Genomic DNA, 18998 nt, shown 5'->3' with positions numbered 1-18998 from the left:
GGGGTAGAGGCGATGAAGTCTTCTAGGGGGCTAGGCAGGGCAGGCAGCGCACGTAGAGTCCGCGCGGGTCGCGGAAGCTCTGCAGTTCGCCGATTGGTGCCAAAACCGGTTGTAAGCTGTTTAACCAGGCGCCGAGTGGCAGGTTTGCCTCAAGGCTGGCGGCGATACGTGCATCCACATTATCGCTCAGGGCGCGCAGGAATCTTTCGCCGGGAGTCAGCTCGCGCTGGATCTCTATTACATCGTATTCTTCGATCTCAGCAAGCTGTGCGGCGTCGGCAATGGCGTCATTGAGATTGCCCAGATCGTCTACCAGCCCCAGGTTTTTAGCCGCGCGCCCGGTCCAGACCTGGCCCTGGGCAATTTTGTGCACTTCCTTGGGAGTGCTGCCACGGGACTCGGCCACAATTCTCAGGAACCTGGCGTAGGTATTATCCACTCCCTGTTGCAGGATACTGGCGGCTGCCTCGGGTAGCGCACGATCCAACCGCATGCTGCCGGCCAGGTCTGAAGTGCCCACACCATCGGTATAAATACCCAGTGCCTCGAGGGAATCTTCAAAGGTTGGGAAGGCGCCAAATACGCCAATGGAGCCTGTCAGGGTTGCGGGAGAGGCCCAGATTCGATCGCCGCCGGTAGCAATCCAGTAGCCTCCAGATGCGGCCAGACTGCCCATGGAGATAACGACAGGGATATCGGCTTCGCGGGTGGCGAGTAGCTCTTGTCGAATTGCTTCTGATGCGAAGGCGGAGCCGCCGCCACTGTCAATGCGCAGAACCAGTGCATCAACTTCTTTTTTGCGTGCCTGTGCGATTAGTTCTCCCAGGCTTTCGCTGCCGATCCTGCCGGCGGGAGCGCGGCCATCGACAATAGAACCGCTTGCGGTGATTAAGGCAATCTTATTGGGTTCTTTCTTGGCGGCGACTTCGCTGAGCTTTTGGCTGCGTAAATAGGTGAGGGCATCGATGGCCTTATAACTGCGTTCATCGTTCTCATCTTCACCAATGGTTTTGCGTAGCTCTTGAACTGCCAAGTTGCGGTTGGCGAGTTGGTCGACCAGTTTATTGGCCAGAGCAGTACGTGCCCAGTCGCCCTCATGCTGCTGCAGTTTCTGGGGTAACTCGTCGATAAATAGATCGATGCTTTCAGTTGGCAGGTTGCGAAGGCCGGTTACCTGTTCGGTGTATTCACCCCAGAGTTCATGCAGCCAGCGCTGGTTATTCTCACGGGAAGCCGGAGACATGTCGTCACGAGTATAGGGTTCGATAAAATCCTTGTAGTCGCCAACGCGGAACACGTGGAAATTGACTTTGAGCTTTTCGAGGGCGCTTTTATAGTAATTCCGATAGACGCCAAAGCCGGTGAGCATCACGGAACCCATTGGATTCAGGTACACCTTGTCGGCATGGCTGGCGAGGAAATATTGCGCCTGGGTGTAGTTATCACCCACCGCATAAATGGGCTTGTCGGCTGCCTTGAAGCGCTGCAGGGCTGCGCCAATCTCGTCGAGCTTGCTGAGACTGCCGCCGACCATATTGTCGAGCTCCAGCACCAGTGCGGAAATGCGTTTGTCCTGTGCGGCTTTGTCGATAGAGTCGACAAGATCCTTAACCCTGATTTCCGCTGGCCCCTGGGAGCCACCGAAGAAAATCGGTAATCCGCTGGGCTGGCTGAGCTCATCTACCAGAAATCCACTCGGAGCCACGCGCAGGGCCGCGCCTTGTGGGACTACCAGCTGTTCGTCTTTGCCAAAAATTGCGATACCCAGCAATACCAGTATTAACAGGAATACCAGGTTGGTAAACACTCGCCTCAGCCAGGTAATTGAGCCGCCAATGGCACCAAAAAAGCTGCGGAACAGTCCTTTCTCATTGGATGAATCAGTCAAACCTCAAAACTCCTTAGTGCGCTGAGGGGCAAGCGTTGTCTATTTATCAGTTACAAAATCATTAGCAATGTGAGTAGTGCCGGTGGCTATTGCATACGATGCCAGCGGCTGCTCATCATTGATGAAAAGAATAGGATAAGGCTAAGGACTACCAGTACGCCATCCTGCCAGCCGCGTGTAGGCATCATTACGTCGACAATACTGGCAGTGATATACAGCAAGAGAATAAAACAGAGCCACAAGTAGCTACGATAGTGCTGCTTTAGTAACCCAGGTAGTACCAACAGCAGTGGTATGGTCTGCAAGCACCATAGGAACAATGAGCCGCCTTCGAGGAATAGATTCCAGACGACAAACAGTACGAGCATGCCGATATAACAAATCCAGTTAATTCGCAGCGCTATCTTGAGCTTGCGCTGTACAGAATCGTTCACACTTTATCCTCTAGTTGTCGCCGTTATGTGCATTATCCAGCGTCTGTGCCAGGCTGCCGACTCGCTTGCCCAGTGCCCGGCACAGGGTTACTTCGTCATCGGAAAGCGATGTGGCATGTTCACCGGACCAGTGTGAGGCACCATAAGGTGTGCCGCCAGTGCGGGTGCGCATTAAGGCGGCTTCGGAGTATGGGATGCCGGCGATTAACATGCCGTGGTGCAGCAGGGGCAGCATCATGGATACCAGCGTAGTTTCCTGACCACCGTGAAGACTGCCAGTGGCGGTAAATACCGCAGCCGGCTTACCGGTAAGGCTGCCATCGAGCCAAATATCACTGGTTTGGTCAAGGAAATAGCGCAGCGGAGAGGCCATGTTGCCAAAGCGGGTGGGGCTGCCCATCAGTAAACCGGAGCAATTGCGCAGGTCCTCGATTGTACAGTAGGGGGCACCTTCGGTGGGTACCGGCGGCTCGCTGGCTTCAGTGTCTGGAGATACGCCGGGCACGGTGCGCAGGCGAGCGGTAATCCCACTGGCCTCTACGCCGCGAGCCAGTTCGGTGGCCATGCGCGCTGTAGCGCCGGTGCGGCTGTAGTAGAGGATGAGGACATAGCCTTCGTTGTCCCGATCCATCAGATCAGCCCCAGTACATTTTCAGGGGGCCGCCCTATCACTGCTTTGTCGCCTTTTATAACGATCGGGCGTTGGATCAAAATAGGGTTTTGAGCCATTGCGTCAATTAACTGGGATTCGGCCAGATCTTTGTCTTTCAGGTTTAACTGCTTGTAGGGTTCTTCACCAGTGCGCAACAACTGTCGTGCATCAATATCCAGTTTGTGCAGCAACTGCTGAATATCCTCGGCAGAAGGTGGGGTTTGTAGATAGAGAACCACCTCCGGTTCAATACCGTTATCCTGCAATAGCTGTAGGGTTTGGCGGGATTTTGAGCAGCGGGGGTTGTGGTAAATCGTCCACATTGTGGCGGCATCCTGTTACTGTTTGGCGTATTCTAACCGAAGAATGTTGCGGAGTTCTAAGTCGCTTCTGAATAATCCCCCCAACGTCCTGCGGGGTTTTCGGGAGCTCCTTGGCTATTTGGGGCAGTAATACTGCGGCCTGGGCGAGATGTCCAGGCATAGAGAGATCACAATGAGAAGCACCGTAAAGGATTGGGGAAACCACTGGCTGCGCTTTGCGACGTCACTGTGGAAACTGTTTGATGAAAAGGATTGTCGGCAACGCGCGGCTGCTCTCACTTACCTGACACTGTTTGGCATAGTTCCCCTAGTGACGGTGAGCTACGCCATGTTATCACTGTTTCCCGACTTTGCCGGCTTGCAGAGTAGGTTACAGGATCAACTGTTCACCCACTTTTTGCCTCAGAGTGGGCGCGAGATCCAAAAATATATCAGCAGTTTTTCCGAACAGGCACAGCGTTTGACTGGCGTTGGTATCGCGATGCTGATTATTACTGCGGGTTTGACCCTTCGCGGCATCGAGGGGACCTTTAACTCTATCTGGGACGTCCAAAAAGGCCGCAGCGGGGTTTCGAGTTTTCTTTTGTACTGGGCGATATTGAGTCTCGGTCCAATCCTATTAGGGGCGGGACTGGCGACAAGTACTTTTGTCTTTTCTCAAAAATTTTTCTTGGGTGGAGCTGATTCCTTTGAGGTAACTTCGTTGTTATTCAGGATTCTACCATTTGTTTTCAGCTCCATAGTTTTTACCCTATTGTTCATCGCTGTGCCCAATTGCTATGTCCCGTTGCGCCACGGAATAGAGGGGGGGATCATAATCTCGATTGTTTTCGAGGTTATGAAGTACTTATTCGGCTTGTTGGTAGCGCGGAGTTCGGTCCAGGCAATCTACGGCGCATTCGCTGTTGTTCCCCTGTTCCTGCTTTGGATTTATCTGATGTGGATACTGGTATTGGCCGGCTGTGTGTTGGTGCGCACACTATCGGTTTATCAAGCTGCGACCCAGGAGCGGGAGCATTCTGACCTGGTTGCCCTCCTTATTGTTCTCTGGCAGATGTATAAGAAATGCGCGAAGGGGAGGCCTCTGAAGGAGCGAGATATTTCCCGTATGGGAATCAAGTTTGTTCAGTGGCGAAGGTTGCGGAATATCCTTCAGGCTAATCGTATGGTGACCCAGACTGATCGCAATGATTATGTTTTGCTGAGGGACCTGAATACGGTGTCCCTGGTTGAATTGGCAGGTTGGCTGAGTTCGGATTGGATGCCCAGTGGAATTCCTGCGAGTCTGGATGGATTGCCCTGGTATGGAGAGGTAGAGCAACGCTTTGCCAATGCCAGAGAGTCAACCCGGGAGCAATTAGGTATTACTGTTGGGGAGTTGTTCCTGGAGGCCGAGCAAAAGGAAGCTGAAGATAAGCCCCTTGAGCTGGGCCACGACGGTGGGACTGATGATAAGCAAACAAACTCTGAAACCGGGGGAGAAAGTGGGCCTGATGAAAATAGTCAAAGTGAAGATGACAAGAGCAGCAGCGGTCACCTTTCTTTTGTTGGTATGCGGAATAAGCGCCTGCGCTAAAGACGATAAATCGCTTCTAGCCATTGATGGGGAAGAGTTGGATGTATCGGGTAAGGTTTTGCTGGTTAACTATTGGGCAGAGTGGTGTAAGCCCTGTCGAGAGGAGATCCCGGTCCTTAACCAACTGGCCGACGGTAACAACAATATCGTTGTTGTTGGGGTGAACTTCGACAATTTACCGATTGCGGAAATACAAAAACAGGCGGATAAGTTGGGTATTACTTTTCCCGTTCTAGTGGCCGAACCGCAAGGGCGCTGGGGGCAGGAGAAGCCGGAGGTGCTGCCTTCTACGTTCATTATTGGTACCGATGGTCGCTGGCATAAAACATTGGTTGGGCCGCAGGATAGAGACGACTTTATTTCGGCTCTCAATTTATAGCGAGTACTAATGGAGTGCTGGTAAAAGCCGGCGGGGTAACAGTGGATTATTAGAAGCTCCCAAACTTTATAAAACTATAACTAACACATCTATAGGCTTGTGACGGATCGCTGATAGCATGCCGCCACTTTCCCCTTTTGTTCCGGGTGGGACCCAGACCTTATGCATATCAGTTCATTTGCTTTCCTGCTTCTATTTATTGTTTTTCTATACGGACTTTTTCGCTGGCAGCGAGGCCGTGACTCCCTCGCACCAGCAGTGCTGGCTGGCCTGATTCTTGGGGTTATCTTTGGAGGCACCCTGCAACTGTCTCGCGGATGGGGGGCTGCACCCGCAGAGGTGATACCTTGGGTAGAGATGATAGGGGACAGTTACGTAAATCTATTGTATTTACTCGTGATGCCCCTGGTGCTGACTTCCATATTAGTGGCGGTAGTTAAAGTCAGCCATACCCAGGCGCTGGGCAAAATCAGTATTTCAGTCCTGGGGGTACTATTGGGAACAACGGCGGTGGCCGCTCTAATTGGCGTGGCTATGGCCGAGCTATTTGGTTTGTCGGCTGCGGGATTGGTTGAGGGTTCCAGGGAAGCTGCGCGAGTGGAAGTGCTGAATGAGCGTATTGGCAAGGTCACAGACCTTTCCATTCCTGAGATTATTACCTCTTTTGTGCCGCGCAATATTTTTCTGGACCTGACCGGGGCTCGCTCTACTTCTGTTATAGCGGTGGTTATATTCGCGGTGCTTTTAGGGTTGGCAGCCTTGGCGGTTCGCCGTGAATTTCCCGAAGAGGGCGCAGCGATTGAGCGCTTCGTTCATGTGGCTCAAGTCTGGGTTATGAAGCTGGTGCGACTAGTGATGGCTTTTACACCTTACGGCGTGATGGCTTTGGTTACCGGCCTGATCGCTAAATCCAGTATGGGGGATATTCTTAACTTATTGAGTTTTGTGCTGGCCTCCTTTACGGCTATTGGTTTGATGTTCCTGGTGCACGGTCTGCTGCTACTTATTAATGGTATCAATCCGCTGCACTATTTCACCAAGGTATGGCCGGTGCTGGTTTTTGCCTTTAGCTCCCGCTCCAGTGCTGCAACTATTCCCCTGAATGTCGAGACTCAGGTGGACCAGCTGCGTACGTCTCCAGCAATTGCCAATTTCTCTGCATCTTTCGGTGCGACTATTGGGCAAAACGGCTGCGCCGGCATTTATCCGGCTATGCTGGCAGTGATGGTGGCAGTGCCGATGGGGATCAATGTATGGGACCCAGTATGGATTGCTACTTTAGTGGCGGTTGTAATGATCAGTTCTTTCGGTATAGCGGGCGTTGGTGGCGGGGCGACCTTTGCAGCCTTGGTGGTACTGCCGGCAATGGGGTTGCCAGTTACTATCGCGGCTCTGCTAATTTCTGTTGAACCTCTGATTGATATGGCGCGAACCGCGCTGAATGTTAACGGCGCTATGACCGCTGGCACCCTGACACAACGCTGGCTCGGCGATGAAGTGCCCGGCCCGGAAGTTGTAGAGGGTTGAACAGAGAACGGTACTTTGTGCACCGATTATTTTTGTCTTCTGATTTCGCCGATTTTTCATAGGAGTCCTGTCAACCAGCTCTAGTGCCTGACGTTATAGTCAGTGCTGTTAACGCATTGAGTTTTTTGTTCACGGAACTGGAGCAACTTATGAATAAACTGATAGGACTGTCAGTACTGGCGCTTAGCCTTGGTTTTCCCCTCTCGCTGCAAGCTGAAAGCAGTGAGGATGATGGACATGATCGCGGCGACCGTATTGAAAATCGTCTCGATCGAAAGGGGGATCGCATTGAAGAGCGCCTCGATGATAAAGGTGATCGTATTAATGAGCGCCTGGACCAGCGGTCTGAGCAGGCTGCCGCTAATGGGAGAGATAAATTAGCTGCACATTTAGATAAAAAAGGTGATCGTATCGATAGGCGCCTGGATAACAAAGGTGAGAAAATAAACGAGCGCCTCGATAAAAAAGGCGAGCGAATAGATAATAGATACGATCGGAAGAACGAACGCGGCGAGCGGACAAAAAAGCACCATCGTAGATCCCGTGACAACAATAACGATTAGTGATTGTTGGTTGTAGCAGGCATTATCTAGTGGGTTGCGGCAAACTAAGGAGCCTCTGAATAATTCCGTGATATTTCTATAGTCTTGGAAGACTGCAGTCGCTAGGCGCAGCCTGCTGATAAAGGGCTTAGTCCTTTGCAAGAGCTATGCAGTAGCTGGGGCCTTCTAAGTCTGTCCTACGGGGATTTCAGAGTGGTTCATACTCTGTGCTGCGACTTCTCAAAAGGTTTAAACACTCCTGTGAAGCCGCGCCTAGACTGTGAGCTGCCCTGACAGCCAAAGAAATATCACGGAATTATTTAGAGGCTCCGCAATAGCCGTAGAAGGATTGCATCCTCGTCAAGGGACCTCAATCGGCTTTTATGGATCAGTTTCTCGCTTCAGTAGAAAAGCGGGCATTCACTATGGCGAAATATGCTGTAGGGGACCGTGATGATGCGCTGGATATCGTTCAGGACTCTATGCTTGCACTCGTCAAAAGCTATAGCTGCCGAGACCGTGCGGAGTGGCGCCCATTATTTTTTACCATTCTTAATAACCGCATAACCGATTGGCATCGTCGCAAGAAAAACCTGTCCCGTTGGCAGCTGTTGAAAGATAAACTTCCTATTAATAGCGAAGGCGATGAATGGGATCTGAGTGAATTTCCCGACCCCAACGGCCGCAGCCCGGATAGTGTCCTAATCGGTGAACGTACGATTGATGCCATTGACCGCGCCATTGAAAAGTTACCTCTGCGTCAACAGCAGGCTTTTTTGTTGCGCTGCGTTGAAGGCTTTAATGTCAGTGAGACAGCAGGGGCTATGGCTTGTAGCGAGGGAAGTGTGAAGACTCACCTCTCTCGAGCATTGCGCAGCCTGCGGGTTCATTTGGAGGCGATGGAATGAGTAATTTAGAAAACAATTCATCGACTAACGAGAAGCGTATACTCGGAGCGGCCAGTGCCGCTGTTATACGTAGAGAGAGATCGCTCGATACGGAAACCCTGGCTGAGTTGCGGCGAATCCGCTCCGCAGCGCAAGATCAAAATAATAAAAAACGGTACTTTTCACTCAAGACCTTGTATCCATACCTTCCAGTTACAGCGGCTTCTGCCGCAGTGCTATTTCTTGCTCTATGGTGGCCCAGATCTGTTATCAATAATGAAAGTCGTACAGAGCTGCTAGTGAGTGGTGATTGGCTGCTGGATGAAGATATGGATATCGAGATGATTGAGGATATGGAGTTTTATCAGTGGTTGGCGGAGGAGTTGGATGGGCACTCTTCGTAGTGTTTTATTCATCATATCTATGTGTGCGCTCGTATTTCCAGGTACTACCGAGGCGGAGGAAGCTGAGCCTCTGCCGGAGGAATTCCTGTTATTCCTGGAAGAGTGGGTCGATGAACAAGGTGATGTCGTTATCCCTGAAGATCCCGAGTTGGTTCAAGGTCCCGGGCAAACCCAAGAAGGCACCAAAAGCAAAGATATATGGCTGGGGGACAGTCATGATTAAAACCCTGGTCGCAACTTGTTTGATGGCAGCCTCTCTGCTTTGGGCTGGTATGGCGTGGTCGGTGGATTGGAAAAGCCTAAGTGATAGTGATCGCAAGCTGTTACAGGGCATGGAAGAGCGCTGGCCCAACATGTCTGATAGCCAGCAGGAGAGGTTGTTGCGGGGTGCGCGTCGATGGAACTCAATGAGCCCTGAGCAGCGTGACAATGCTCGGCAGCGCTATGAAAAATGGCAGTCTCTGCCCCAGGAACGCCGTAATCAGCTGCGGGAATCTTATCGACAGTACCGTGCCCTGCCGGAAGGCAGGCGTGAGAGTATCCGTGAGGCTCGTGAGAGATATCGGCAGATGTCCCCCGAACAGAGAGAGCAAGTGCGCGAGCGCTGGCGGGAAGCTAGGGGCGATAGGAGTGAACCGCAAAGGCCCAGGGGTGATAGGGCTCGGGGAGAGCGAGCGCAAGGGGATAGACTCAGGGAAGATGGGCCTAGGAGGGATAGGTCCGATGAGAATAGACCTAGAGGAAACCGGCACAGAGAAGACCGACCAAGGGGCGACCGGGCGAGAGGAGATAGGCCCAGAAGGGAGCACGAAAGGGGGAGAAGGCACCAGGATTCTCGGCCTAGGCGTGATCGAGAGGCCAGTGACCGACGAGAGGGTGATGAGGAGACTGATAGTTCATCTGGGGCTCCTGAATAGTGCCCTGCCATTCAAATTCCAACCCTGAGAGGCTGGCTTATCGTTTTACCTCGCTGCTACGCTGGTACGACAGTGTAATTCAGCGTCTATTCAGATCATCTTAAGTAATCTGGCTCCCGTTGATGACTAGCGGGAGATATATCGTGCAACTATACAAACAGCTAATCGCGGGTGCGGCAGTTGCGGCACTGGTGGGTCTAAGTTCTACTGCCAGCGCGGGCCCCCGAGGCTATGCTGCGGGTGGCTATGATTATGCGCGAGTTACCGAGGTTACTCCCGTCTACACCGATGTTCAGGTTGTTACACCGACGACTCAGTGTCGCGATGAACAGGTTGCCTATCGCGAGCCGACTTCCCCGGCAGGTACTGTAGTGGGGGGACTTATAGGTGCTGCAATCGGCAATAACTTAGGCGATCACGGCCACCGTGGACGCTACGGTTATCATCGCAGTCACAATCGTGGCGGCGCCACAATCGCAGGGGCTTTGGTGGGCGCCCTGGTAGGTAACCAGATCAGCCGTGCCAATGCTCCAGTCCACTATGCAACAGAGTCCCGTTGCCATGTTGTAGATGAATACTCTACAAGAAGGGAATTAGTCGGATACGATGTCCGCTATCGGTATAATGGGCAAGTTTACTTGACTCGCACTGACCATCATCCGGGCGATAGAATCCGGGTCCATGTCGACGTCTCACCGGCTCTTTGAGCCCGGTTGAGGGCGGCAGGGAGTTTATAAAGGGTGGAAAATTGGATATCCACAGGAGCCGCACCGTGAAACTGAATCGTACCTTACTTGGCTTTATTGCTTTTACCGCTGTGTTTTTGCCGGCGCTCTGCAGTGCCACGGTACACAGCTACCCCGCTTATGAGCGGGAGAGTTTTCAGCCCCACTTTCTTCGTGTTCAAGGGGGAGAAATCTCAAGGGATCGGGCTGCTTCAATCGTAAAACAACGCTTTGGTGGAAAAATTCTCGCCATTTCTGAGACCAAAAAACAGGGGCGAGCCGTGTATCGGGTGAAGGGACTGTCGGCCAAAAGCCAGGTTTATGTGGTGTTTGTCGATAAACAGAGCGGCCGTATATCCCGCTAGCAGAATAATTGCGAGCCGCAATAAGGTAATTACTATGCGCGCACTATTAGTTGAAGATGAAGCATTACTGCGGCAGCAGCTGGCAGAGTCCCTGCGCACGGCCGGGTACACCGTTGACGAAGCCCCTGATGGAGAAGAGGCACTTTATCTGGGGAGGGAATATCCCTACGACGTTGCAGTAATGGACCTGGGTTTACCCAAAATTGATGGTATCCAGGTTATTGAAACACTGCGCCGTGAAGAGAAGCATTTTCCTATCCTGATTTTAACGGCTCGGGGACACTGGCAGGAAAGGGTCTCCGGCCTGGAAGCTGGCGGGGACGATTACCTGGTAAAACCCTTCCATACTGAAGAACTGCTCGCACGGTTGAATGCCCTGGTGCGCCGTTCCGCAGGTTTCTCATCGCCGACGATTAAAGCCGGACCTATCGTTCTGGATACCAGTGCGCAACGGGTTAGTGTGGATGAAGTTGAATTGGACCTGACTTCGTTTGAGTACAAGGTACTTGAATACCTGATGCTTCATCCGGATGAGGTAGTGTCAAAAACCACCCTGACAGAACATATCTATGAACAGGACTGTGACCGGGACAGCAATGTGATAGAGGTGTTTATTGGACGCCTGCGGAAAAAAATTGATGCGGCAGCCAAGCTTAAGCCTATCGAGACTCTGCGCGGGCGCGGCTATCGCTTTGTGATTCCGCAGTGAGATCCATCAATTTCCCCCTGCTTTCCTATATTCTGGGTTCCTTAAAGGGGCGTCTGGCCCTGGTTACCAGTCTTGTGCTAGTCGGCTTTATTCTTCTTATCTCTGGAGTCCTCGAGCACGCCTATCGCACCTCCCTGAATGAAGCCAAGCAGCGGGAGCTGCAGGTCTACATTTACACCCTGCTGGCGGTTGCTGAGCCGGAAGGTAAAACCCTGATTCTGCCCCCGAGTTTGCCCGAGCAACGCTTCAACCAGCCTGATTCCGGTTTGGTGGGCGCTGTTATTGATCGGGAGGGTGAGATTATCTGGCGTTCGGAGTCAGCCCTGGCAATGCCGCAGCTGGAGTTCTATCCGCTTTCCCAGGGGCAGGAGTCCTATTCGCAGGTATCGGTTCCGGGAGAAGAGGGAAGTTATAGCAGTTTCCGCCAAGGGGTTGCCTGGGGGCTGGAAGATGAAAATTTGTTTACCTTTGCAGTGCTCGAGGATGCGGCCCCGCTACAGGCCCAAGTGGGGCAGTTTCGCTCAACCATGTGGCACTGGTTGGGGTTGGGAGCATTGTTATTAATCCTTGCACAGTGGTTGGTTCTGCGCTGGGGGTTTGCCCCGCTGACAGCCCTGGCTAATGCGCTTCAGGAAATGCAGCGTGGGGGTGCCGATCGATTGGAGGGTAATTTTCCGCGGGAGCTACGCCCACTGACAGATAACTTAAATCTGTTGATTGAAAATGAGCGCCGCCAGAGAGAAAAAACCCGGCATACATTAGCTGACCTGGCCCACAGCCTGAAGACGCCATTAGCGGTATTGAAGGGTCTTAAATTTTCTGGAGATACAACAACCGCCGGCAAGACGCTAACGGATCAGGTGCAGCGGATGGACAGTATTATCAGCTATCAACTGCAGCGGGCAGTAACCAGTTCGCCGAAATCCATTATACGGGGGACACCGGTCGCGCCACTGCTCCATAAAATACTGGATGCGCTTGAAAAGGTGTATCGCAGTAAGCCGTGTGATGTCGAAAGTTCCTGTGCTGAAAACACCCTGTTTTATGGTGACGAAGGTGACCTGATGGAAGTCCTGGGTAACTTGCTGGATAACGCTTATAAATATGGTGACGGGAAATTATCGGTTGCCGTTGAGAATATGGAAGATACTCGCAAACTGTCTATTCAGGTTAAAGACAATGGCCCAGGGCTGGACAGTGAGAAATGGCAAGCGGTTACCCAGCGGGGCGTTCGTGCCGATGAACAGCAACCTGGGCAGGGTATTGGACTTGCCGTGGTAGTGGATATTGTTGAGAGCTATGAAGGGCAAATAAATGCAGCCCCCCTTCCTCAGGGAGGTACGGAAATTACGGTACAACTGTAATTTCCGTTTTGCTCGACAAGTCGTTTAACTAGAACCAATTTTCCTGCATGTCGAAAGGAACGCTATTGCCTGATTTCAGCAGTGCGATAGCTGTCTCTGTTTTTGGTAGCTCCCATTCAAAATAGTATTTAGCAGTGTGTAATTTACCCTGGTAAAAATCCTGAGCTTCACTATTAGGATTCTTTTCCAGTGCTTTTTCTGCGATAACTGCCTGCTGTAGCCACAACCAGGCGACTACGGTACAGCCAAATAAATCCAGGTATAGGGTGGCATTACCCAGGCCGCGATCCACATCTTCCTGAAGCTGGGAGAATAATGCAAAACTTGTCTCATCCAACTTTTCCAGGGCTTCTTCCAGCATTTTGGCCATAGATTCGAGCTTAGGTTTATCCCTGGCCTGCATAATCGTATTGCGGATCTCTGCCTGTAACAGTTGGTAGCCAGCAAGATTTTTTGACGGTACTTTCCGGGCCAGTAAATCCAGGGCATGGATGCCTTCTGTACCTTCGTGAATTGCGTTAAGGCGATTGTCTCGATACAACTGCTCTACCGGGTATTCACGAATATAACCCGCTCCCCCCAAAACCTGAATCGCCAACTCATTAGCTTTTAGGCAGTACTTGGAGGGCCAGGATTTTACTACGGGAGTTAGCAGATCGAGCAGTGTTGCAGCATTGTTGCGCTGCTCTTCTGTAGGGGCTGTATGCTCATCCTCGTAAAGTGAGGTGGCATAAACACTCAAGCTTAAGCCACCTTCAGCATAGGCTTTTTGCATCAGTAGCATACGGCGAACATCGGCATGCTGGACGATAGGGACCTGTTTGGATTCAGGATCTCGGTTAGAGGGCATACGCCCCTGCGGGCGGCCCTTGGCGTACTCAAGAGAGTAAGTGTACCCCTGGTATCCAAGTACAGAAGCGCCAGCTCCCACACTGATACGGGCTTCATTCATCATTTGGAACATATACTTCAGGCCCTGGTGGGGTTCACCGATCAGGTAGCCTATAGCGCCACCGTCCTCACCAAAACTCAATACCGTTGATGTGGTATTGCGGTAACCCATTTTATGTAGCAGGCCTGCGAGTTTTACATCATTGCGTTTTGCCGGTTTCCCCTGCTCGTCCAGAAGGAATTTGGGAACCAGAAAAAGTGATATTCCCTTCACACCTGCGGGTGCGCCTTTAATTTTTGCCAGAACCAGGTGAACGATATTCTCAGTGAGGTTTTGATCGCCACCAGAAATATACATTTTCTGTCCGTGAATACGGTAGCTGCCGTCTTCTTCTGGTAAGGCGCTAGTGCGAATGTCTGACAGCGCGGAGCCCTGATCCGGTTCAGTTAGTGCCATAGTCCCGGCAAAACGTCCGTCCAACATTTGTGGAAGGAATTGCTTTTTAAGCGACTCGCTGGCGAAAGTGCGTACCAGATTGGCCGCGCCAATGGTCAAGAACGGGTAGCTAGCACTGGCAACGTTTGCTGCGGCCATATAAGCGAGTGCTGTGCGCAGAATAACTTCTGGCAATTGCAGTCCGCCTTCCTCTGCATCACAGTGAGCGGCGAGAAATCCTGCAGAGGCAAAAGCATCCCAGGACTGTTTGGTTTCTTCGATAACGCTGACGTTTTCACCATCAAAGCTCGGTTCAATCGCATCGCCTTTGGCGTTGTGATTAGCGAAAAATTTTTCTGCAATGGTGTGTGCGGTATTCAGTGTTGCATCAAAAATTTCACGGGAATGATCACTGTACCGAGGGCGATTGATTAGGGCCTCGGTATCTAAAAATTCATAAAGTAAAAAATCGATTTCACGCTCGTTGAGCAGCTGATGGGCCATGTTTACCTCTTACATTATTCTTTTTGGGTAATCCGTTTAATTTCCAGGTAGTTTTCCATTGAATATTTTTATGCTGGAACTCTACGATTCAAGTGTATATGTAAACGTGGAGAGGGTGCACTGGGCAATGACTGATTCTATGAATAGACTTGGCGATTATTAGAGTGCTTTTACTCGGATATTCTTTGAAATACTGGTGCTGCTTCTGCAACGGGCTTTGGTACCACCTTGCGCCACAGTTGGGAGGATAGTTCAGCTGGGCTTTGTCGGCACCCGGAAGCAATCCAGTTGCCCAGTGATTGAGCCACATCAGGCCAAACTATCCGAAGTGGAGGGGGGCAGTTGGCTAGCCACTTGTCGATCGTATAGGCATTTATCTGTTTTACGATTGTGGCCAGTTTGAGCTGATCGAGCGCTTTGGCATTGGCTTCCTGCTCAAATTGATTGGCGAGAGGCCTACTGAGAATGGGTTTTCCCAGAGCCAGGGTTTCAGCCAATAATTCAAATCCGCTATTGCAGATTACTGCTTTAGAGGTTGCCAGATCCTTCTGAAAGCCATTAATTGAGGGGGCCTTAACTTGAATATTACTAGAGGTAGGTAAATTGTGGGGTATACCGTAGACGATAAACCGATAGGGCAGCCTGGAAAGTTCGTCCAGCATCGGAATAGGCTGTTCGAAAGGCAAGTAAACTAGAATATGTTCACCCAATTCTTGGGAGAGTTCAGGTTTCTGAGGGACGATTGGCGGTAGTATTGGGTTGCCGAAGTGGTGCCAATGTAAACCGATACTTTCTTGTGTTGGGGCAAATGATTTTAGTACTGTGCGGGATGCCCACTTATTGCGAGGTGCAGGGATCGGGAATTCAAAGGCGTATTGATGGCCGATACCGATGCTGCGTTTTTTCTTAAATTTCGCTGCCCAGGCCGTAACAGGTTCATAGTCACTGATAATTAAATCAAAATTATTAACCGGCAGTGTTCTTATATCCTTGATGAATCTTACTGCATTGATGTTTCGCAGTGTTGCGAAACTATTCAAGCGGCCATGACTGTGGATAAAAGTCATTCCCTCCCGCCACCAATAGTCTCCAAAAGAAGACATCTCAAATAAGCTTTCTCTTGGGCGGCCTGAAAATAACCACTGGACCTCGAGATTTGGATACTTTTCGAATTGCTTAGCCAGCGCACGGGAGCGACTGATGTGCCCATTACCCGTGGATTGAACGCCGTAAAGTATCTTCATATAAAGGCAGCACTCACAATTAAACTGACACTGGTCCCCAAAATAGCGCCGGCACAAATATCAGACGGGAAATGAACTCCCAGGCCAACCCTGGCGGCTCCGACCCCGGTGGCCCAGATATAACCGAAGCTCCACATGGGGCTCACCTGTATAGACATCGCGGTTATAAATAGGAAGGCGCATGAGGTGTGGCCCGACGGTAAGCTGAAACGATCGTGCGCCACAATTACGGGACGCATGCCCGGGATTGCTTGGGGCGGGCGAAGTCGTCGTGTCGTGTTTTTTATCCCCCAGTACAATCCGCGCTCCAAGGCAACTGCGGTACATGCCAAGTACAGCAGTTGAATGGCTGAATTGAGCCATACATAGGTGAATAAAAGTGCCCCGGCAGCCCACCCATCCCCAGATTTAGATAGCCACAGATAGCGCCGGCGAGAGCTGGGGCGTGATGCCCGCTCAACCATATACAGCACTATGGACACATCAAAACTCTTTAGATTCATCGGTAAGCCTCGCATGCCGACAAGTTACAAATCGATTATTGCACGGACTTGACCGATTTATGTCGCAATAATGAAATCTTGACCAGGCGGGAAGAATAGAATGAAAGAGCTTATTTAAAAGGCTGAAAGATCCAACGAATAGTTGGCGCAAGATTATTCCAAATCAAAATTATAAGTAATTCGATTAATAAACGCTGGGGGTTTTCGGGGTCAGTTGTAAGCTGATAGTACACCTGAGTACCAGCAAGTTAGACAAAAGATTGAGTTGGATTGGGTGCAGATATAACTGAAGAAAGTTGCTTATCTTATTGGAAAAAATAATAGACAGATAAAGTGACTTTGGAGGAAGCATGGCCCCTCCAAAATTAATGATATTTCAGGCAGGTCAGGCAGCTATGTCAAATGCCTGGACTAATTCAAAGCGTGGAGATTTAACGCCGTTTTTAGAAACTGTTTCATTAAATGTTCTTTGGGGTCTCACCCAGACGCCATAGCCTCCATAAAGGGCTCGGTACACAACCATAACTTCTTCGGATTCACTATGTTTTGCGGTATGTAAAACCTCGTACAGATTTCCTTTGTAGTGACGATATAGGCCGCGTTGCATGGGTACCTCTAACTTACGTGGTGGGGGGCAAGCTGTAACTGTTGGATGCGATTCCCGTGAAGTACAGCAGTGCCTGAATAGCGATGTTCGCCTGTAGAAGTAAACTCAAACTTGTAACTGCGGTGAAGGCTGAAAACCCCCCTCTTATCCTTTTTGATTCGAGTACGAACCAAAAGCACGGTGTCGTCTAACAGTTGGACACCGAGCTGTCGGCAGTGATCAGAAGCGGCTCGCCGGACGTGCTCTTTAGCGGCCATACTGGCCCAGATATACCAAAGAACCACAAAGAACAGGGAAAGCCACAGTATGTCGCTGAGAGTGTAATACATTGCTATACAGTTGCTATGATCGCTTTCCCGCAAGAATACCATTTAAGGAGCGCCAATGTCCGGCACGATTTTAATTACTGGCTGCAATCGCGGAATTGGGCTTGAGTTGTGTGCCCAGTTTGCCGAAATTGGCTGGAAGGTCCTGGCTTGTTGCCGGGAACCGAAGAAAGCCGCTGAGCTCGCGGTGTTGCAAGAACGCTACCCCTCGATACAGTTGATTCGCCTAGATGTGACCGACTACGAACAGATGATCTCTCTAGGTAAGGCCTTTCAAGGAGAGCCGATAGACATATTGCTCAACAATGCAGGTTACTACGGGCCGAAGGGCGTGGGATTTGGCGCTGTTGACCGCGCAGAGTGGCGTCGAGTTTTAGAGTCCAACACTATCGCCCCCTATATGATGGCAGAAACTTTTTGTGACAATGTTGCGGCCAGCGAGCACAAGCTAATCGCGGTGATGAGCAGCAAGGTTGGGAGTATCGCTGATAATCGCTCTGGCGGTGGATATATCTACCGAACTTCAAAGACAGCCGTAAACCAGGTCGTCAAAAGCTTATCTATCGATTTAGAGCCGAGAGGAATCACGGTTCTCGCTTTGCATCCGGGGTGGGTAAAAACGGCTATGGGCGGCCCCGGAGCACTGATTTCTGCTGAGGAAAGTGTCGGCGGACTAAAAAAGCTGCTTTTATCAGCAACGCCAGCAAAAACGGGTCGATTTTATAACTATGACGGGACTGAAATTCCCTGGTAATACTTGTAATGGGCTGTGACAAAACTCCTCTGAGAATCTAATAGAATGCAGCTCCCACACTCTGCCGGCCTGAATACGAGGTCGCTTGAGTAGCCTTGATCAGTCGAATTTATGCATTTCAACTTTTTTGCATATGGCCGGCGGGTGAGTCTGTTTTGTCTGCTTCGTGCTAATGCCTGCTGATTGCAAGATTGGGCAAGAATACGGAAGAAGTTTTCTATCCCCCAGAGTGGGAACTACCTGAAAATAGCTTCATATCAAGGAATGGTTCTGATAGATCCTTTCAGAGTGTTGGCGGGTTTTACGTTTTAGGCAAGGAATCTTACCTCTTATCAGGGTGTCCTCGAAGGAGTGGAAATCATGAAGTGGCCCAGTGTTTTAACCAAGCGTAAAAGCTTGTCCCCCCAGTTACTGAAGTCACCAATCCTTGCAATTCTCATTGTTGCGGCACTCGTCGGTTATCTGGGCGGAATGCCAATATGGGTAGCGGTGTTGGGTGTTATTGCCTATTACTCCAGGGGGCGTGATTGGCGGGCAGGTGCCTACAATCTCGCATGTGTGGTGACCGGGCTGGGGTTGGGGTTGGGCGCTCAAACAGCGGCACATAAATGGCAAATTGACCCAAGTATCCTGGTTGGGCCGATTGCACTTCTCTTCTCGATTATCAGTGTATGGGCAATGGGAATGGTGACTGGTATTCGGAATGTCACTAGCTATGCCATTGGTATCATTATTGCGTTTCTTGCGCAGTTGGACATTACCTTGGATGCCTATTTTCAACTGATTGCAACGGTATCTATCGGTGCAGTATTTGCCGGCCTGATTGATATTTTATGGCCGCGTCAGCAACGAGCAGTAAGGACTTGTTGAAAGATTAATCTGAGTGCTTGAGGGGAAGGGTTGTAAGGGGTTCAGTAAGATTGAATAGAGGTGTAGTTCAATGGTAAAACGTATATTGCTATCTACAGCAATGGTATTTGTTGCGGCTTTGGCGTTTACTGAACCCTATGAGTCTGAAAGTAGTATCGAAATGGAATACTA

Annotated in this window: 23 protein-coding genes; 14 read left to right on the top strand and 9 right to left on the bottom strand. The window is 50.7% G+C overall.

From position 1 onward, the window contains the following. Positions 1-22: 22 nt before the first annotated feature. The 4 genes from sppA to arsC form a co-directional block, all read right to left on the bottom strand. Positions 23-1888, bottom strand: a complete 1866-nt coding sequence (sppA, locus tag ACJJIS_RS14695; protein WP_475708414.1) for a signal peptide peptidase SppA — start codon at positions 1886-1888, stop codon at positions 23-25. Positions 1889-1974: 86 nt separating this feature from the next. Next, the gene (locus ACJJIS_RS14690; protein ID WP_413664962.1) at positions 1975-2322 is read right to left on the bottom strand and encodes a DUF2069 domain-containing protein; all 348 of its coding nucleotides are present in this window, start codon (positions 2320-2322) and stop codon (positions 1975-1977) included. Positions 2323-2332: 10 nt separating this feature from the next. Continuing rightward, positions 2333-2953: an NAD(P)H:quinone oxidoreductase gene (gene wrbA / locus ACJJIS_RS14685; RefSeq protein ID WP_413664963.1), complete on the bottom strand. Its 621-nt coding sequence runs from the start codon at positions 2951-2953 to the stop codon at positions 2333-2335. Next, on the bottom strand, positions 2953-3297 hold the full coding sequence (arsC, locus tag ACJJIS_RS14680; RefSeq protein WP_282931887.1) for an arsenate reductase (glutaredoxin): 345 nt from the start codon (positions 3295-3297) through the stop codon (positions 2953-2955). The genes wrbA and arsC overlap by 1 nt, the downstream gene beginning before the upstream one ends. A gap of 172 nt (positions 3298-3469) precedes the next feature. On the opposite strand from arsC, the gene ACJJIS_RS14675 reads away from it, so the two are divergent. The 12 genes from ACJJIS_RS14675 (at position 3470) to ACJJIS_RS14620 (ending at position 12692) form a co-directional block, all read left to right on the top strand. Further along, complete coding sequence (locus ACJJIS_RS14675) at positions 3470-4873, top strand: YihY family inner membrane protein (RefSeq protein ID WP_444915969.1); 1404 nt, start codon at positions 3470-3472, stop codon at positions 4871-4873. After that, positions 4791-5252 (top strand): TlpA family protein disulfide reductase, encoded by a 462-nt coding sequence (locus ACJJIS_RS14670; RefSeq protein ID WP_475708413.1) that lies wholly within the window; start codon positions 4791-4793, stop codon positions 5250-5252. Before ACJJIS_RS14675 ends, ACJJIS_RS14670 begins: the two co-directional genes overlap by 83 nt. A gap of 162 nt (positions 5253-5414) precedes the next feature. Beyond that, positions 5415-6779: an L-cystine transporter gene (locus ACJJIS_RS14665; RefSeq protein ID WP_444927243.1), complete on the top strand. Its 1365-nt coding sequence runs from the start codon at positions 5415-5417 to the stop codon at positions 6777-6779. A gap of 149 nt (positions 6780-6928) precedes the next feature. Beyond that, a complete protein-coding gene (locus tag ACJJIS_RS14660; protein ID WP_413664967.1) occupies positions 6929-7342 on the top strand; it encodes a hypothetical protein in 414 nt (137 codons plus the stop codon). A 362-nt stretch (positions 7343-7704) separates the two neighbouring features. Next, complete coding sequence (locus tag ACJJIS_RS14655; protein WP_444912518.1) at positions 7705-8229, top strand: RNA polymerase sigma factor; 525 nt, start codon at positions 7705-7707, stop codon at positions 8227-8229. Next, complete coding sequence (locus tag ACJJIS_RS14650) at positions 8226-8612, top strand: hypothetical protein (RefSeq protein WP_475708412.1); 387 nt, start codon at positions 8226-8228, stop codon at positions 8610-8612. The genes ACJJIS_RS14655 and ACJJIS_RS14650 overlap by 4 nt, the downstream gene beginning before the upstream one ends. After that, complete coding sequence (locus ACJJIS_RS14645; RefSeq protein ID WP_444898060.1) at positions 8596-8835, top strand: hypothetical protein; 240 nt, start codon at positions 8596-8598, stop codon at positions 8833-8835. The genes ACJJIS_RS14650 and ACJJIS_RS14645 overlap by 17 nt, the downstream gene beginning before the upstream one ends. Beyond that, positions 8828-9529 carry a DUF3106 domain-containing protein gene (locus ACJJIS_RS14640; protein WP_445360063.1) on the top strand — a complete coding sequence of 234 codons (702 nt, stop codon included), beginning with the start codon at positions 8828-8830 and terminating at the stop codon, positions 9527-9529. The genes ACJJIS_RS14645 and ACJJIS_RS14640 overlap by 8 nt, the downstream gene beginning before the upstream one ends. 143 nt (positions 9530-9672) lie before the next feature. Then, entirely contained in the window at positions 9673-10236 is a 564-nt protein-coding gene (locus tag ACJJIS_RS14635) for a glycine zipper 2TM domain-containing protein (protein ID WP_413664972.1), read from the top strand. Positions 10237-10301: 65 nt separating this feature from the next. Beyond that, a complete protein-coding gene (locus ACJJIS_RS14630; protein ID WP_282931896.1) occupies positions 10302-10619 on the top strand; it encodes a PepSY domain-containing protein in 318 nt (105 codons plus the stop codon). A 34-nt stretch (positions 10620-10653) separates the two neighbouring features. Continuing rightward, entirely contained in the window at positions 10654-11328 is a 675-nt protein-coding gene (locus ACJJIS_RS14625; protein ID WP_282931897.1) for a response regulator transcription factor, read from the top strand. Beyond that, entirely contained in the window at positions 11325-12692 is a 1368-nt protein-coding gene (locus ACJJIS_RS14620) for an ATP-binding protein (RefSeq protein WP_445360062.1), read from the top strand. Before ACJJIS_RS14625 ends, ACJJIS_RS14620 begins: the two co-directional genes overlap by 4 nt. A 28-nt stretch (positions 12693-12720) precedes the next feature. Here the strand turns inward: ACJJIS_RS14620 and ACJJIS_RS14615 are convergent, their stop codons facing one another. The 5 genes from ACJJIS_RS14615 to ACJJIS_RS14595 form a co-directional block, all read right to left on the bottom strand. Further along, positions 12721-14523: an acyl-CoA dehydrogenase gene (locus tag ACJJIS_RS14615; protein ID WP_445360061.1), complete on the bottom strand. Its 1803-nt coding sequence runs from the start codon at positions 14521-14523 to the stop codon at positions 12721-12723. Between the two features lie 170 nt (positions 14524-14693). Next, positions 14694-15767: an MJ1255/VC2487 family glycosyltransferase gene (locus ACJJIS_RS14610; protein WP_445360060.1), complete on the bottom strand. Its 1074-nt coding sequence runs from the start codon at positions 15765-15767 to the stop codon at positions 14694-14696. After that, positions 15764-16270, bottom strand: coding sequence for a phosphatase PAP2 family protein (locus tag ACJJIS_RS14605; RefSeq protein WP_444898054.1), 507 nt, complete (start codon positions 16268-16270; stop codon positions 15764-15766). Before ACJJIS_RS14605 ends, ACJJIS_RS14610 begins: the two co-directional genes overlap by 4 nt. 385 nt (positions 16271-16655) lie before the next feature. Then, positions 16656-16877, bottom strand: coding sequence for a DUF1653 domain-containing protein (locus ACJJIS_RS14600; RefSeq protein ID WP_444898053.1), 222 nt, complete (start codon positions 16875-16877; stop codon positions 16656-16658). Positions 16878-16885: 8 nt separating this feature from the next. Beyond that, positions 16886-17248 (bottom strand): DUF3301 domain-containing protein, encoded by a 363-nt coding sequence (locus ACJJIS_RS14595; protein ID WP_475708411.1) that lies wholly within the window; start codon positions 17246-17248, stop codon positions 16886-16888. Between the two features lie 13 nt (positions 17249-17261). Here ACJJIS_RS14595 and ACJJIS_RS14590 point away from each other — a divergent pair, with 13 nt between their 5' ends. Both ACJJIS_RS14590 and ACJJIS_RS14585 read left to right on the top strand, forming a co-directional pair. Further along, on the top strand, positions 17262-17957 hold the full coding sequence (locus tag ACJJIS_RS14590) for an SDR family oxidoreductase (RefSeq protein ID WP_444942291.1): 696 nt from the start codon (positions 17262-17264) through the stop codon (positions 17955-17957). Between the two features lie 360 nt (positions 17958-18317). Beyond that, positions 18318-18827, top strand: a complete 510-nt coding sequence (locus tag ACJJIS_RS14585) for a DUF1097 family protein (RefSeq protein WP_444912525.1) — start codon at positions 18318-18320, stop codon at positions 18825-18827. Positions 18828-18998 lie beyond the last annotated feature (171 nt).

Source organism: Microbulbifer maximicatervae (SeqCode), from assembly GCF_056231245.1.
This window is presented reverse-complemented; position numbering and strand designations above follow the sequence as displayed.